The organism is Verrucomicrobiales bacterium (assembly GCA_016793885.1).
In the GTDB taxonomy this organism is placed as follows: domain Bacteria; phylum Verrucomicrobiota; class Verrucomicrobiia; order Limisphaerales; family UBA11320; genus UBA11320.
This window is the reverse complement of sequence record JAEUHE010000133.1, coordinates 69,250-85,661: the sequence shown is the minus strand read 5'-3', so window position 1 is coordinate 85,661 and position 16,412 is coordinate 69,250. Positions and strand designations below refer to the sequence as shown.

The following is a 16,412-nucleotide window of genomic DNA, read 5'->3' as shown; positions in this document are numbered from 1 at the left end:
ATGGCCACCTGGGGTTGTCACCCCAGGCTGGTATGGTGCTGGGCCTTTGGCCCGTGGAGTCTAACGCCACTGGTGGAGCCCCTACGTATCTGGGCTCACTCGTTTAAGCTGGGTTGCATCGGTCCAGTGAATCGTTGCCCTTGAGCGCCAACGGTGCGTCCCATCCCAGCCTGGGGTACCAACCCCAGGTGGCCATCCCCCCCTTGCATCAAGGGCTGAAAGCCCGGCATAATGCCACCGCTTCGGTCGCGAATTCACCACCATTCTCACCCACATTTAATCCCCCCCCCGCTCATGGACTCTTCAACTCCTCCTGCGCGAGTAGAAACTGGCGTCGCCGAACCAGATGTTCCTTCAGCGACTTCAAGTTGCGGTCGAATCGTTCCAATGCCTGGTCTGGATTCTCCTTACCCGCAATCGCCCGCAACCGAACCTCGTCGCGCAGCTGTTTGCCCAAGCCTTCGATCACCGGGAAGAAGACTTCCTCGGTATAGACGGTTTGAAGGAGTTCCCGTGTGCGACCCAAGAACACCCTGCGAAACTGCGGGTTCGCCAGCAGGGGCTTAGAGAAATACCCTCCCGGACGCCACCAGGGGATTTCGCCGTTAAAGCCCTTCGGGACAGGCTGATCCTTGGGAAGCCCCGGGGGCCGATCCCCTTCCATCCCAAAAGTCAGCGGCAACTCATAAAACACCTGCTCCTCCGGCAACCCATCGTCTCAGTTATCTGCAAGTGACGGAGATCTCAACCCTGGTCATTCCTCACGCAAAGCCTCCATAGGGTGAATCCGAGCTGCACGTCGGGCGGGAACGAAACTGGCCAATAGCGCAACCAGCAGCAAACCCACACCTACTAGGGTGAGCAGTATCGGATCGTAGGGAGACAATGCGAACAGCTGACTGGCGACCAGGCGGTTGGTCAAGAAACACAACCCTAGGCCGATTCCCAAGCCGAGGAGTGCCAGCCGGCCGGCTTGCCACAGAACCAGCCCCGACAAGCCGCTCGGGGTGGCGCCGAGTGCCAGGCGGATGCCGAATTCGTGGGTGCGCTGCGCGACCTGATACGCCACCACGCCGAAGATGCCGACGGACGCGACGCAAAGCGCCACCAGAGCATAGGCGGCCACCAGGATCATGAGAAAGCGTCGCTCGGCCACGGTCGTGTCGATGATCTCTCGCATCGAGCGCATCGTATCGATGCGCACGCGCTTGTCGGCTTGTTCGATCGCCGTCCGCAGCAGCGGCATCAGCGCCTGCTCAGGAACGTTCCCTCGCACCACGACTTGCGCGCCGCCAAACGCGTACTGCCAGTAGAACCGCGGTTGTGGCTTCTCCTCCAACCGAACGTCCCGGGTGTCTTTCACCACGCCGACGATCTCCAAGACGCGGTCTGGATTCGAGCCAACCGTAAACCGGCCGCCGACGGCGGAGCGTCCCGGAAACATAAGCCTGGCGGCGGTCTCGTTGAGAACCACGATCTGCCCGTAGCCGTCATCCTTCAACTCGCTGTCACGAAAGAAACGCCCCTCGATCAGAGGGATTCCCATGGCCTGAAAGTAATCGAAGGCCACGAACGTGGCCGCGAGCGAAGGACGGTCGGCAAGCGGCACCGATTGTCCAACGATGTCCGGACGCTCGCTGAACGTCCATCGGCCCGTGAGCGGTGCGGAAGAAATCGTGCCGACTGCCTCCACTCCCGGGAGTGCCGCCAGCCGTTCCCGCAGGGCCCGATACATCCGACAAACGTCTCCATTCGTGTCGAATCGCCCCTGCGTGCTCAAATCCAGGGTGACGACGGAACGCGGCTGATAGCCCAGATCCTGCCCCAGGAGCCGCCGAAAGCTCTCCAGCAGCAGTCCGGCCGAGGCGAGCAAGACGAGCACGACGGCAATCTGTCCGACGAGAAGACCTCGCTGCCACGCGCGGACCTCAGGGCTGCCAGTGCAACGCGTGCCCGTGCGCAGGGCGTCAGCCGCGTCGGCGCTCGATTGTCGCCACGCGGGCAGCCAGGCAAAGATCAAGGCGGTGATCAGCGATAGTCCAACGGTGAAGGCGATGGCGATTCCATCCAGCGACGCCTCTCGGATGAACGGCACCGTGGTCGCAGCCAACTCCCCGATGATTCTCAACGCCCCCGCGGCCAGAACCATTCCCGCAATGCCACCCAACAAGGAGAGGAGAAGGCTCTCCATCAGGAGCTCCCGCACCAGACGCGCCCGTCCTGCGCCTAGAGCCAGGCGAACCGCCATTTCCCGCTGTCGGACCACTCCGCGCGCCAGCAGCAGATTGGCGAGGTTCACGCAGCAGATGAGGAGCACGGCCGCCACTGCCGCAGCCAGCAGTGGAACACCCTGTCGTGTGCGGCCGAACACCTGATCGCGAAAGCTGAGCACGGTGAAGCTCCAGTTCCGATTCGATTCAGGATGATCCATCGCCAGGCGCTTCCCGAGGGCCGCGAGTTCGGTGCGCGCCTCATGTTCGCTGACGCCCGTCCGGAGTCGGCCGACTCCCAATAGCATTCTCGCGGCGCGTTCGGTACCATCCGTACCCCGAGGTTGGGACATGGGAATCCAAAACGACTTCACTCCCGCCTTCACGATACTGCCGCTTCCCGACTGAGGGGCACGAACGATCGGGAACTGTAGACCTGCTGGAAGCACACCGACGAGCGTGCGCAGCTTCTTGTCGAGCCGGACCGTTTGGCCAAGGATCTCGGGTCTTCCGCCAAACCGAGAGTGCCACAGTTCAGCACTGATGACCGCGACCGGCTCGGCATTGGCCTCCGCATCCGACGGTTGAAGCAGTCGTCCCAGGGCTGGGCGAAGGCTTAAGACTTCGGCCAGGTTCGGAGTCGTATGCAGGACGGCCACGTCCTCCGTGCGATCACCATCCTCCCAGCGCATGTCATAGGAATTGTCGGTCGCCACCGCTTCAAAACTTCGGGCAGCGCTCCGGACATCTTCTAAGTCCTGCCATGACAGTTGGTTCTCGGTAGTCCCATTCTGCGTGTTCAAACGCTGAATCCAAACCAAGCGATCCTCGTTCTCAAAACCGAGCGGTCTAAGCAACACCGTGCGAGCCACGCTGAAGACCAGCGTGTTCGCCCCGATGCCCAGCGCAAGGGTCACCAAGGCGACCACCGTGAAGCCGGGATTCTTCACCAGCTGCCGAATGGCGAAACGGAAGTCGTTCATTGGTGGAAGTGATGAGTGATGAGTGACGAGTGATGAGCTGGAGGAGGGGGATAGATCATAGTGGTTAGTTGCTATTTTTCACTCGTCACTCATCACTCATCACGCATCACTTCCCTTCACTCCACCCTCAACGCCACCATGGGATCGGTGCGCGTGGCTCGGAGGGCGGGAATCAAGCAGGCGGCACCGGCGACCAACAGCAGCAGCGCTGCGTTGATCACGAAGACCAACGGATCGTGAGTGCTCACACCGAAGACGAGGCTTCGCATCAGTCCAGCGAGAGCGACGGATCCGAGCATTCCCGCCACGATTCCCAGCAGGACAAACTTAAGCCCTCCTCGCAACATCAGTCGCAGAATTTCCTCCCGCTGAGCCCCAATCGCCATGCGAATGCCGATTTCCTGGGTGCGTTGGCTCACGGAGTAGGCGATCACCCCATAGAGCCCCACGGCCGCCAGGATCAACGCCAATGCCGAGAAGTAGCCCAGCAGGCGGGTGATCAGCTCGCGCGGCCCCACCGCGTCGTCGATCAGACGTTGGAGCGGGTAAAAGCTGGCGGTGGGGAGATCGCGATCAAAGGACGTAAGGGCGGTGCGCACGTCCGTCGCGATCGTTTGCGCGGGGCGACGGGTGCGCACGACCATCTCGAGCGTACTCCAATCGTCGCATTGTCGGCAGTCCAGATACATCTCGTTCCCGGCATCGTTCTCCAGCGTGCTGTGACGCACATTCGCCACCACTCCGACCACCGTCGAGCTCCCATTGACCCGAATTTTCTGGCCGAGAGGATCCTGGCCCGGCCAAAGTCGTCGGGCGAGGTTTTCATTGATGACCACCGACTTTTCCGCCTTGGGATCATACCGTTCCTCCAGGTAGCGACCCGCGATCAAAGGGATCTGAAGCGCCTTGAAATAGTTCGGGTCTACCAAACGAGGAAAGGCCGTGGGGTATTGCCCATCGGCATACTTCGCTCCCACCGCACCGGCCCCCCAGGACCGATTCCGTCCCAGCGGCAGCGTGTCGCTGAACCCGACGGACTCCACACCTGGAATGGCCAGAACGCCTTGAGCCAATCCGGCCAGATACCGGTCCACCTCAACTCCGTCCTTGAACGACCTGGAGGGCTCGATTCGCCACGCCAACGCCTGCTGAGGTTGAAAGCCAAGCTTGACCTGCATAACGGCGTTGAAGCTTCGGATCAGCAAGCCGGCCCCCACCAGCAAAATGCAGGCGAGCGCGACCTCGGTCACCACCAGGACGCCCCGAGCGGACACGGCGGAGCGTCCCGCACTACGTTGATGAGTGGCGTCCGATGACGGATTGCTGCCTGACCGGAGCGCGATCGCGAGCGCCGGCAGCAAACCGCAAGCCAAACCGGTTAGAGTGGTCAGTCCAATGGTGATTCCCAGCGCGGCTGGATCGATCGAGGCGTTACGCAACAGTGGCACCCCAAACGTTTGCATGCGTGAGAGAGCCCCGGTGGCCCAAACCGCGCAGGGCACGGCGATCGCGGATCCCGCCACCGCCAGGACGAGGCTCTCCGTGAGGGCCTGCTGGATCAGATGCCAGCGGCTGGCTCCCAACACGACCCGCACAGCGGACTCCTGACGGCGTGAGTTCATGCGCGCCAAAAGCAGGTTGGAAAGATTCACGCAAGCAATGGCCAACACGCAACAGACCGCCGCGCCCAGAATCCAGAAAGGGGTCCGAAACTGTCCGCGAAGCGCGGTGTCCAGAGTTCGCACCTTGGCGCCGAACTTTCCCGCGCCTTTGATCGTGTCATAGAGACTTTCGCTGATCACCGTGAGCTCCTTCTGGGCTTGGTCGAGCGTGGCGCCTTCCTTGAGGCGGCCGATGCCGAACACGGTGTTGCCGTAGCGGGCCGTTTCGGGGGTTAGAGGAAAGGGAGTGATGACATCCACGGGGCTTCCGGGCGTGAAGGTGCCCGAAAAGTCAAAGCTTCGCGGAAGGACGCCTACGATCGTGCATGGCTTCTGGTTCACCGAGATGTTTCGGTTAACGACGTTAGGATCGCCACCGAAGCGACGTAGCCAATAGTCGTGGGTCAGAAGCAAGGTCGCGGGAGCGTTGAACCGGCATTCCTCCGCGCTGAAGTTTCGACCGTGAAGAGGGATGATCCCCAAGGTGGGCAGAAAATTATCTGACACCGCAACACTACGCAGCCGCTCAGGATCTCGGGAGTCGGTCAAGGTCAGACGAGTGTAGTCGGAGAAGGCGAAATAGGCGGCCAAGGACTCGAAGCTCCTGCTTTGCTCGCGCCAGGCCAGAAAGGTGTCAGCTCGCGAAGTTCGTGCCGAAAGTCCTCCCCCACTAAACACGTTTTCGATCCACACCAGTTGTTCGGGTTCGCGGAACGGGAGGGGCCGCAGTAAGACTGCATTGACGACGCTGAACATCACCGTGCAGGTGCCGATCCCAAGCGCCAAGGTAACAATCGCCACCACCGCAAATCCGGGATTCTTGGTCAGCTGACGAACAGCGAAGCGGAGGTTGTTCATGGGGGGAAGTTATAAATAACCAGTGACGAGTGACGAGTGATGAGTGATGAGTTGGAGCACGGGAGTGTAGATTTCTTTCTGTTAATTGGTGTCTGTCGGAACTTATCACTCGTCACTCGTCACTCGTCACTCGTCACTCTCAACGCCAGCAATGCCACCGACCGCTGCAAGGATTGTGCCAAAACAGTTGGGCTATGACACGCATGACAAACCTACACCCCAGCGTAGAGATGGACGACAGGAATGATCTTCCACGAGCATTGGAGATGACCTTCGTCCCGCTTTTGGGATTCGCGCGTCCCGGTAATGGGACCCCCCGTCAGGACCGGGGAGGGAGAAAATGGCCACCCAGGCAGAGCGGAGATCTCAAAAGAGTGATTGCGAGTGCCGGACAGGCAGGTTAGATCAAGTCCATCATCCCCGGAGCAAATCATCACTCAGCATCCCATGACCTCAAATCACCCGACCCCAACCGGCGACATGAAAACCATGACCCTTCTCATTCGTGATCTTCTACGAGGCCTGCTCCTGATCTCCTTGGCGACATCCGCTACCGCCGCTTCCCTCGGCCAGTTTGAGGGGCATGGGGATGTTGGCTCGCCGAAGCTCGCTGGAAGTGCCGCTTACGATGCGGCGGCGCAGGATTACACGGTGAGCGCCGCCGGTTTCAACATGTGGGGTCAACGCGATGAGTTCCACTTCTTATGGAAGAAGCTGGAGGGCGATTTCATACTGCAGGCGCGCGTCGAGTTCATCGGCCAGGGGGTCGATCCACATCGCAAGCTGGGCTGGATCGTACGAAGCAGTCTCGACCCCGACTCGGCCTACGCCGATGCGACGGTTCATGGCGACGGCCTGACGTCGCTTCAGTTCCGCCGAATCAAGGGTGGGATCACGGACCAAGTGAAGTCGTCGGCCAATGCGCCGGATTTCCTCCAGCTTGAGCGCCGGGGCACGGACTACATTTTCTCAGCGGCGCGCTTCGGGGATCCGCTCGTGACCTGCCAGACCAACTTGGCGCTGGGTGACGACGTCTACGCCGGGTTATTTCTCTGCTCGCACAATTCCAATGTAGTGGAGAAGGCACATTTCCGCGATGTGCGACTCATCCGACCGGCTCCGGCCAGCTTCGTGCCATATCGCGATTACATCGGAAGCCACCTGGAGATCCTCGACGTGACCACCGGCCGCCGCGAGCTGGTTCACAGCGCCGCTCAGCCTTTCGAAGCCCCGAACTGGACGACCGATGGGAAGGCGCTGATTTACAACACCAGCGGACGGGATGCGGCCCATCGCGGACGCCTCCATCGCTTCGACCTGGCGACGCGACAAGCCACCCTCATCCCCACGGACTTTGCCACGCGCAACAACAATGATCACGTCCTCTCCTTCGACGGCACGATGCTGGGCATCAGCCATCACGCCACCAACCTCGGCGGACGTTCGGCGGTCTTCACCGTTCCGGTCACAGGCGGCACGCCCAAACTCATCACCCCGTTAACGCCTTCGTACCTGCATGGCTGGTCGCCCGATGGCAAATGGCTCGTCTATACTGGCGGCCGAAACGAAGAGTATGACATCTACAAACGCGCGGCCGATGGGAGTGGAGAGGAAATCAGGCTGACAAACGTCCGGGCGCTGGACGACGGCCCGGAGTTTACGCCGGACGGGAATTACATCTACTTTAACTCCACGCGCAGTGGCACGATGCAGCTCTGGCGCATGAAGCCTGATGGCAGTGAGCCGGAGCAACTCACGAAGGATGAGTTGAATAACTGGTTCCCGCACATTTCGCCCGATGGAAAGTGGATTGCGTTTCTCAGTTTCTCCAAGGACGTATCGCCGACCGACCATCCTTACTATAAACAAGTCACACTTCGTCTCATGCCCGTTGCGGGAGGCACGCCGAAAGTGATCGCCTACGTCTATGGCGGTCAAGGCACCCTCAACGTCCCGTCGTGGTCGCCCGATAGCAAGCGCCTGGCGTTTGTCAGCAATTCAATCGTAGACTAGCGGCCTGTCGGACTTATCCCCACCGGGCGTGAGTCCGGTTTTGAACCTCCTAAGGTCTCACTCATTTAGTGCTCCTCCGCGCTCTCCGCGCCTCCGCGAGAAAAGATCCCTCCCCTGACTCGGAAGGACTGCCGGAATCTCTCGCGGAGGCGCGGAGAGCGCGGAGAGGAAAGAGTTCATGGAGAGGGGACACCTCCGAAAAACGGACGTGAATCGGGGCTATGAACCTGGCAGCAAGGGAGGGCCACCAGGCGTTCGTCACACCTGGGGTCTCCACGACGACGCCCTTACCCGTATCGTCACGGCGGTAGGGAGGGACTTGATCGAGGATCGATCCGATTGAGTTTATAGTTCCGATCTCGTCGAGCCCACTATGGCCCGAGGCTCCTATCAAGACCAAAAGCTGCCCCGGCGAGGACCCGAGTTGGTCGGAAACGGTAAACTAAAGAAGGAAAACGGATGGCCCGCTAAACACGCCAAGGACGCGAAACTAAAGAACGTTGCAGAGGCCGATTGCCGATCCCAAAAAGGGACCTGTTCTGGCCTTCAACACTTTCGCGTGGTTGGTGTGTTTAGCGGGCCATCCAGTGCTACGCTGAGTTGAGAGCGCGCTTGCTCCCCCTTATAGACGCCTCAGAAGAATCGTCGTGATTATGGCGATGACGCCCGCGATTAATGTGATCAGCAAGGCCGGCGCTACGATGCCCGTGATGTCCTCTCCTTTTCCGCGGGAGGTGACCATCAAGCTCACAATTACTACCACCATCAGAACGATGACCGTGATCGAGGCGCATTTCACAAACCCTAGGAAGGCAGTTGATTCTTCGTTCATAGCGTTCAGTTGTCCCGGGTGTCCACCGTCGTGAACATCGTCAACGTGACCATCGCTGGGGATACCATCCAGATGTTCATAAAATTGCTTTCTTGGCTTCGATTGCCTTCTGCACCTGCGTCTGCAAAACCGCCATCACGGCGGCCACCACGCTGGAGGCAAACGTGCCGATGAATCCCATCATGACCGGGCCTGCGCTGTCATCTCCGGTCCCCGCCGAGAGAACCAAGACCCACACAACCCCGGTCACCATGAGAACACCGATGCCAATGGCGGAGTGCTTGATATGGCGCAGAGCTCTTACCGATGACTCCGAGAACGCCTTGTTTGCATCGATGTAGCTTAATAGCTTGAACGCCTGAAACAGGGCAAAGAGGAATAGGGCAGCCTGAAGATACGCTCCGGCTAAGAATAGGTAGATCTGCCAAGCGGTGTCAGGTGTTTTGGCTGCTTCCTTGGCGATCATTCGCGGCAGCGGAAAAATGCACACCGCCAGAGCGGCAACGGCGATCAGTGAAATGACCAGCCTTAAAAAAATAGTCGATCCTCGATTCATAATTCGTCTCATCACAAGGGTTGTATTCTCCCGGACAACGGACGCCGATGTTTCCAGAAACACCCAGAGAGCCAGTCGGAAAAGCCCTCGTCCCGCTTGAATACGTTCGCGGCAGAGGTCGCTGAACGTTTGCTCCATGCCTAGGCTAAATCGCTCTCGATAAGCCTGCGGGTAAAGCCTTAACAGCTTTGAGTACCATTTCCGATACCGTCGGGTGCGAGGTTGGATGGCCATAAGCAAAGGGTTTTCTTAGACAAGTTGCTTTCTCCGAGCCAGCGCCACAACCTCGGTATACCGCTCCAGTTCCGCCGCAAGCGACACCTGGCCCAGGCCGGTGATTGCATAGTAGATACGCCGCTCATCGTCCAATCGCGCATCGACCTTCTCGTCGCTCTCGCGAATCAAACCCGCCTCGATCATCCGGCCGAGCGAACCGTAGAGCGTGCCCGGTCCCATCTTCACTTTTCCCTGAGAGTCGGAATCCACTTGCTTCATAATTCCATAGCCGTGCCGCTCCCCAGACGAGAGGGCGAGGAGGATGTGAAACACCGCGGGAGTTAAGGGCGCATAAGGTAAGTTTTTAGCCACGGACCCATCTATATATCCGTCGCGGATATATGTCAATTGAGCAAGTGAAACAGAGTGCTGGACGGGGGTGATTATCTCCGAGTGAGGCTTGGTCTTGCGTACGTAGTTCCGCCTTTAGGCGGTCCCCCGGGTTTGATGACCATGGAAATGCGAGATCTTATACTATTGGGCCAATTTCTGCGCCTTTTCCGCCTGAAGGCGGAACTCCATGCGCACAACGATTATCGGGTCCGCCCTTAGATAGTTCCCCGCCTCACCCGGAAATAATCACACCCGCGCTGCCCCCCCACATGGAGATCCATCCATTGAAACCTTGCTCCGGCTATGAAATTAGTTCACCTCACCGTCTAGAAGTTCGTTCATCGATTTGACGAACTTCGGGTGATGGAAAAGCTTCCAACCATTGTCGCTGTTTGTGAAGAGGATGAAGCCCGCCTTGCGGGGCACGGACGCCATCGTCAAAGACTGAAAGCCCGCCTGGCCACCCGAGTGAACGATCACATTCCCCGTTGCTCGTTCCTGGACCGCCCAGCCCAAAGCCCAGGAGGTTGCTCCGTCGATCTGCACATCCGCCGGCAACTTCACCTGCGGTCGCACCATTTCATCCAGGCTCGCCTGGGTGAGCCGATAATCGTCAGGCGGTTTTGGATTCACGATTTCCAGCAGGAATGCCGCGTAGTCGGTGGCGGTCGTGTGCAGCCCGCCGGCAGCCGCATAGCGCGCCGACGCCGATCCAGTCGGAGGGGGCTTGGCAAATGGTTTTCCATCCGCATCATGCGGCGAGACGGTATGTCGCTTGAGATCCTCGTTCCACAGGTAGGCGCTGGACATCATGCCGAACGGCATCAGCAGCCGCTGTTTGAGAGTCGAGTCGATGTCGGTCGCACACACATCCAGATCTGCCTCAAAGCGGGCGCACTCGTCCGAATGTTCATGACCGACAAGACGGGTCATCACCGATTGCAGATAAAAGTAACCTTCTCCGGAATACCGGAAGCCCTCACCGGGTGCGAAGTGAATGGCTAGCGGTTCCTTCTTCGATCGCCAATCCTGGAAGCCGGCGGTATGGGCGAGCACTCGTCGGGCGGTGATCTGCTGAAGCCGTGGGTCCCCCTCGAGAAACGGTGTCTTGGCATAAGAGGTCAACGGGGTATCGAGGCCAATGACACCCTGCTCGGCCAACTTGAGAATCGCGTAGGAGAAAACAGTCTTGCTGATCGAGGCGGCTTCAAAGACTGCCCCGTTGCCAACCGGCTCACCGGTGGCAACGCTCTTGACTCCGAATCCTTGGCGCCAGAAGGGCCTGCCATCCTTGATCAAAGCCATCGAACACCCGGGGACTTCCGCCTCGTTCATCAGTTCGGGGATCAGCCGTGCGACCCGGGAAGCAAACGGATGGCCGGGTGCGTCCCAAAGGGTCATGCGTCGGTCGCGGGTGGCGCAGGCACTGATCGAAGCAACGCCGGCTCCCAGTGCCGCACGGCCGGTCCCCGCAAGAAATGCTCTCCGGTTCATAAAGTGATGAGTGATGAGTGACGAGTGACAAGCCATGACCGGAGTTTCGAGCTCATCACTCATCACTCATCACTGGTCACTTCTCCGTCTGTGGCGCATGTTGGTTCTTCGATGGGGCTCAATCATCCGATGCCCGCACCAGCCCCACTTTGTTTTCGGCTGTCAGCGCGAAGGTGTAGTAACGCGGTTCGCCTCCGTTCCTAAGTCTGTAGCTCCGCAGTCGTGCGATCGGGACACCCTCAACTTCGCGCTGATCCCTGGCCGGTTTCTCTTCCAAGAGGAACGTAAAAGACTTGAGCCCCCGTAGATCCTCCTGAAGCGCGGCATGGCGGCGCTGAGAGCGGGCGAAATTTCGACGAAAACCCGGGGTGATCAGCTCGGAGTCCTTTCTTGCCGCCAAATCGACCAAGCATTGCTGAAGGCGCTGGCTCAGCGCGGGTTCGCTATCCGGTTGAGGCTTGATCGTCCGCAGGGTTAATTCCGAGACGTAGTGACCCGCGACGCTGATAGCCATCCCTTGCGGATCGGCGTCCTTGTTAATGAGCACGATGATGGTCAGCCGTTCTCCCGTTAACCGCAGGATGAAGCTGCTAAAACCATGGATTCCTCCGCCGTGGCCAACCCATGGATGCCCGCGCAGTTCTCCAGTTTGCCATCCGTAGCCGTAAGGGAAATCTTCGCCAGTGCTTAATCGCACCGGCTTCCATGCCTCTTCGCGCGCTTGCCGGGACAGGATTAAGTCGGTGTAAAGCGAGGCGTCCCATTTCGCGAGGTCCAGCACCGTGCCGACCAGCGCACCCGCTGAGAAGGGCTGGGAGGGACTGACGAACTCCGAACGAACCAGCCGGTTGCTCTGGGAGGCGTAGCCCGTCGCGCGATTTGGAATCAATTCAAACTGTTGGTTGATTCGGGCGGTTGCCATACCAGCTGGACGGAAAATCCGCTCGGTCAGGAAATCGCCATAGGTTTGTCCACTGGCATTTTCGAGGATGAGCCCCAGGAGAAAGTAGCCCGTGTTTGAGTAATCCCACTTTTCGCCGGGCAGGAACTCCAGCGGCAAGTCTCTCACCAATCCGATAATTTCCTCCGGCCGATAGTCCTTGCGGACCGTTGCGAAAAAATCCGGAAGACCCGTATAGCTTTTGATCCCCGACGTGTGAGTCAGCAGGTGGAACACCGTCACATTGCTCCAAGTCGCTGGAGCGTTGGTATAGTGAAGGCTGATCCGATCATCGAGCTTTAGGCGTCCGTCCTGTGCCAGTTGCTGAATCGCGGTGGCGGTGAACTGCTTGGAGATGGAGGCCCATTGAAAGACCGAATCCGTCTTTACAGGGACACTCAACTCCACGTCCGCCAGCCCGTAACCTTTGGCTTTCGTCACCTTGCCTTCGCGCACGACCGCCAGTGCGAGCCCGGGAATGTTTTGCTTCTTGAGCTGCCTTTCGATGAAACGATCGACTTGGTCTGCGCTCGCCGGCAGCGTCAGGGCGACAGCGATGGTGCGCAGGACAGACCAAAGGATGCGACGTCGGTTCCAAGAAATATTCATAAAATGGAGGAAGGTTATCGGAAGTGATGAGTGATGAGTGATAAGTGACGAGTGACGAGTGATGAGCTCGGTTTGCCAACGCCGCGCGCCGCGCGGAGACTGAGGGGTGTTGATTGATTGCATCGGTGCCCAGCATGAATAAAGTTCTTGTCTTGATCACTGGTCACTCGTCACTGGTCACTCGTCACTGGTCACTGGTCACTCGTCACTGATCACTCGTCACTCGTCACTCACTTCCCCCGACACCGGTCGATCACAGCGTCCATGCCGGGATGGCCAGTAGGAAACTGGTTCTCATCGAGAGGAACCCCGGCTTCGAGGAGGAATTTAACAACAGCTGGAAAATCACCTTCTGGATGCCGTCGCGCCTGTGTGCAACTGTGGATGGCGTATCCCAGTGCCGTCGCCTGATAACCAGGATCTCGTCGATCGACTGGATGTCCATGCCGAAGCAAGAGCTCGACCAGCGCGGCGTCCCCGCACCACGCCGCGTTGTGCAACGGGAGATACCCGTGATTACTCTCCGGCACATCGACGGGAAAGCCCAGGTCCAGCATCAAGCGGACGGCTTCAATGTTCCGATTAGTCTCCCAGCATGATTTGGCAAGCAAGCTGCGATCCTGATCGTCCAATTCGGCAATCACCTGGGGATGCTCCTCTGCAATAGCTTCGGCCATGGCCCGGTCAGCCAGCATGCACGCGACCAGCAGCCGGGAGCGGTGCGTGGTGTGACGCATCAACAAATCGAAAACGTCTCGATGGCCTCGATGAATAGCAACCTCCTGAGGGGACGCATTGAACTCCAGCGTCCACTGATAGATCGTTCCCCCACGTGCTTTGAAGCCTATGCCGGGGAATGGGCCACGGTTGTTGCCAATACGGTAGCTGGTACAGGCTGGATCTAACTCCACCATCGTTTGCGCCAAAGCCAAGTCTCCCAAACCCGCGGCCATAAAGATGTCGGGCTGTGCGCCCCGGTCCAGGAGAAATCGCGTCACTTCAGGAGCGTCGCCGATTCGCCACTGCGCTGCAGTCGACCCGTGGTCGTCGTCCCGGGCCTCCAGGTCCGCGCCCCGGTCCAAGAGCAAGCGCGCTGTTTCTACAGTTCTACTGAAGTGCAGAGGACGGCATCCATCTCCCCCTTTCGCGTGGACGAGAGCCGGGTTGCGATCCAACATTTGAGAGAGAAGATCGCTCATCCCTAATGCGGCCGCGGCGTGGGGGGTAAGCATGACTCCTCGTCGAATCAGGTGAGTCGCTACCTCGGGCGAGACACGGTTCAACCCGAACCCAGGCGCCCACCATTCAGTAATTCGTTCAGCCGATAGGCCGTGTTCTAGGAGCAGATCCACCATGGCCGTGCTCCGAACGCGTTCGATGGCTTGTGTCGCAATCGAATGTCGATTCTCAGCCAATGGAACTCTAAGCTCCGGCTCGCGCTTCAGAAGAGCGGCCACACTCGCCACATCATTGGCCTCGATGCCGGCCCTTAACCGTCCAATGTCCTCAGTTTTCATTTTGCTCATCACTCATCACTCATCACTCATCACTCATCACTCATCACTCATCACTCGTCACTCGTCACTTCCTAGACAACAGCTCGGCAACGTCCGGGTGATGGAAAGATCAGGTTATCGTTCACCGCCCGCCCAGCCGGATCCTGAGTCTGTCACCTATTGACCTCCTGCCTCGACGGCTACAATGCGGAAGCCGATGTGGTCTGAGCGTCGCGGCGGTTCGTACCGCAAACGAAAAGCGGAACGGCAAAATGACGCCCCATCCATCCACGCTCCGCCCCGACGCACTCGCGAGTAGGTGCCATCGCGGTTCGGGATTCCTTGAGTGTCCCGCAGATCAGGATCGATCCCGCCGGGCAGCCGCGCGTGGTACCAGTCCCGACACCACTCAAACTCGTTGCCGTGCATGTCGTGGAGGCCCCACTTATTGGCCGCGTAACTCCCGACCGGGACTGCCGCCGTCCCCGGAGTTCCATCTGGCGTTCCATCATAGGGTTTCCCAATGTTTGCCTCGGTTCGGGTCAACGATTCCCCAAATGCGAACGCAGTTGACGTTCCCGCGCGACAGGCGTACTCCCATTGCGCCTCGGTGGGGAGGCGGAATTCCCACCCTGTCGGCAGCTCGCCCGAGGTCCGGGCTCGATGGGTGAGCCGACGACAAAAGTCCTCCGCTTCAAGGAAGTTGACCCAATACACCGGGAAATCATCGCCCTTACCTGCGATCAGATCCCCCGGGATAGCGCCCATCTCCCTCTTCCATTGCCCCTGGGTCAACTCGAACTTTCCGGTCCAGAATCCCCTGGTCAATGTTACTTCGACCTGGGCTTCGTCCTCACGTCTTCCTATCTCAGCAGGCGGGCTGCCCATTCGGAAACGACCGGGCGGGCACCAGCAAAGTCTGATGCCGCCTACTTGCTTTTCTTCCCCTGCTGTTAAGCCTTTGAATGTGCTCGCTCCCCTTGATGCCACGGGCCGGGAACTGTCTCCGGGAACTCTTTCCAAGGCAGCCACCACCGCATCAAATTCGGCACCGGGGTGCGCCCAGGCCGGCGCGTTCGCCCCGATGCCAAGCGCGAAAACCAGCACGGCCACCGCGGTGAAGCCGCGGATCTTGAGCAAGAGGTGAGAGGCGAACTTGAGGTTGTTCATAAAGTGTTTGAGAGTGAGGAGTGCACCGGAGGAAATCAGGTCGGTTCGTGGATGGCTCCAAAGCGCCGGAGAATCTCATCGATTCGTTCGTTGCCGGTCGGAAAGCCCGCTTCATGGACGTGGGCTCCGGCTAGGAGCAGGGTTTCAATGATGGCCGGATGCGCCGGTTTGGGCTCGTTGATGGCCGACCAGACCGCGCAGCCGAGGACGGTTCCGCCATAGTTGTTTTGAATGTCCAGCGGCGACTTGTGGCGGATGAGGAGCCTGACGATATCCAGATGTCCACGATTGACCGCCCAGTGGAAGGCATTCAGGCCCGTCGCCGCGCCGCCGGACGGATCCAGGCCGTGTGCTAACAGACGCTCCGCGAGTTCGATGCAACCGTTGAAGCACGCGCAGGTAAAAGTCTCATCCAACGCCTCGGGCTGCGCTTGGAACAGCCCAGCTTTGTGCCAACGAATGATCTCGCTCGTCGAACCGTCGGTGCCCGCAACCAGCGAGGCAAGTCGCGTGAAGTCGCCGTTCATGAGCCCGGTAAGGGCTTCCGAAAACGAGGGCGGCACCGCGGGCTCATACCACGCTACCCACGGCGAAAACGGCCGATCCTCCCTAGGCTCCGATCCGAAGCGCAGGATGTGGCCGTCGGGATCTTCAAGATGAAACTCGAAGGCCCATGGATAGTTGGTGGGAGGCAAACGGATGGTGGCGTGGCGCGACACGAATTCGCCGTGCAATGCCTCCGCGTCGTCGACACCAATCCATACCCAAGTTCTCGGGTGGCCCTGCGCGTCATCGCACAACATCAGGCTGCAGCAACCTCGCGACACCGAGGCCATGCCACTGACGTTCCAATCCACCTTGAATCCCAGCACGCGCGTGAAGAAATCTAGGCTCAGCGCGTGGCGGCGGATCCGCAGGATGGGGACGGCGGCGTGAAAGTTAATCGCAGAAGATTCAGACGGCGTGGACTCGCTCATAGGA

The 16,412-nt window shown here is 59.3% G+C and carries 12 protein-coding genes; 1 reads left to right on the top strand and 11 read right to left on the bottom strand.

Going from position 1 to position 16,412, the window contains the following annotated elements; translation table 11 throughout:
* Positions 1-292 precede the first annotated feature (292 nt).
* The 3 genes from JNN07_14915 to JNN07_14905 all read right to left on the bottom strand — a co-directional run bounded on the left by JNN07_14915 (position 293) and on the right by JNN07_14905 (position 5,712).
* The gene (locus JNN07_14915; protein MBL9169030.1) at positions 293-709 is read right to left on the bottom strand and encodes a CotH kinase family protein; all 417 of its coding nucleotides are present in this window, start codon (positions 707-709) and stop codon (positions 293-295) included.
* A gap of 45 nt (positions 710-754) precedes the next feature.
* Positions 755-3,193 (bottom strand): ABC transporter permease, encoded by a 2,439-nt coding sequence (locus JNN07_14910; GenBank protein ID MBL9169029.1) that lies wholly within the window; start codon positions 3,191-3,193, stop codon positions 755-757.
* A gap of 116 nt (positions 3,194-3,309) precedes the next feature.
* Positions 3,310-5,712, bottom strand: coding sequence for an ABC transporter permease (locus tag JNN07_14905; GenBank protein ID MBL9169028.1), 2,403 nt, complete (start codon positions 5,710-5,712; stop codon positions 3,310-3,312).
* A gap of 447 nt (positions 5,713-6,159) precedes the next feature.
* Between JNN07_14905 and JNN07_14900 the strand changes: the two genes are divergently transcribed.
* Positions 6,160-7,725, top strand: coding sequence for a TolB family protein (locus JNN07_14900; protein MBL9169027.1), 1,566 nt, complete (start codon positions 6,160-6,162; stop codon positions 7,723-7,725).
* A gap of 622 nt (positions 7,726-8,347) precedes the next feature.
* Here the strand turns inward: JNN07_14900 and JNN07_14895 are convergent.
* From JNN07_14895 to JNN07_14860, 8 genes are all read right to left on the bottom strand, one after another.
* Positions 8,348-8,557 (bottom strand): hypothetical protein, encoded by a 210-nt coding sequence (locus JNN07_14895; GenBank protein MBL9169026.1) that lies wholly within the window; start codon positions 8,555-8,557, stop codon positions 8,348-8,350.
* 76 nt (positions 8,558-8,633) lie between these two features.
* The gene (locus tag JNN07_14890) at positions 8,634-9,113 is read right to left on the bottom strand and encodes a DUF2975 domain-containing protein (GenBank protein ID MBL9169025.1); all 480 of its coding nucleotides are present in this window, start codon (positions 9,111-9,113) and stop codon (positions 8,634-8,636) included.
* A 249-nt stretch (positions 9,114-9,362) separates the two neighbouring features.
* A complete protein-coding gene (locus JNN07_14885; GenBank protein ID MBL9169024.1) occupies positions 9,363-9,701 on the bottom strand; it encodes a PadR family transcriptional regulator in 339 nt (112 codons plus the stop codon).
* 330 nt (positions 9,702-10,031) lie between these two features.
* Positions 10,032-11,216 (bottom strand): serine hydrolase, encoded by a 1,185-nt coding sequence (locus JNN07_14880; protein ID MBL9169023.1) that lies wholly within the window; start codon positions 11,214-11,216, stop codon positions 10,032-10,034.
* Positions 11,217-11,334: 118 nt separating this feature from the next.
* A complete protein-coding gene (locus tag JNN07_14875) occupies positions 11,335-12,765 on the bottom strand; it encodes a beta-lactamase family protein (protein ID MBL9169022.1) in 1,431 nt (476 codons plus the stop codon).
* A 230-nt stretch (positions 12,766-12,995) separates the two neighbouring features.
* Positions 12,996-14,291, bottom strand: a complete 1,296-nt coding sequence (locus JNN07_14870) for a hypothetical protein (protein MBL9169021.1) — start codon at positions 14,289-14,291, stop codon at positions 12,996-12,998.
* A 147-nt stretch (positions 14,292-14,438) separates the two neighbouring features.
* On the bottom strand, positions 14,439-15,431 hold the full coding sequence (locus tag JNN07_14865) for an SUMF1/EgtB/PvdO family nonheme iron enzyme (GenBank protein MBL9169020.1): 993 nt from the start codon (positions 15,429-15,431) through the stop codon (positions 14,439-14,441).
* 35 nt (positions 15,432-15,466) lie between these two features.
* Positions 15,467-16,408 (bottom strand): ankyrin repeat domain-containing protein, encoded by a 942-nt coding sequence (locus JNN07_14860; GenBank protein MBL9169019.1) that lies wholly within the window; start codon positions 16,406-16,408, stop codon positions 15,467-15,469.
* Positions 16,409-16,412 lie beyond the last annotated feature (4 nt).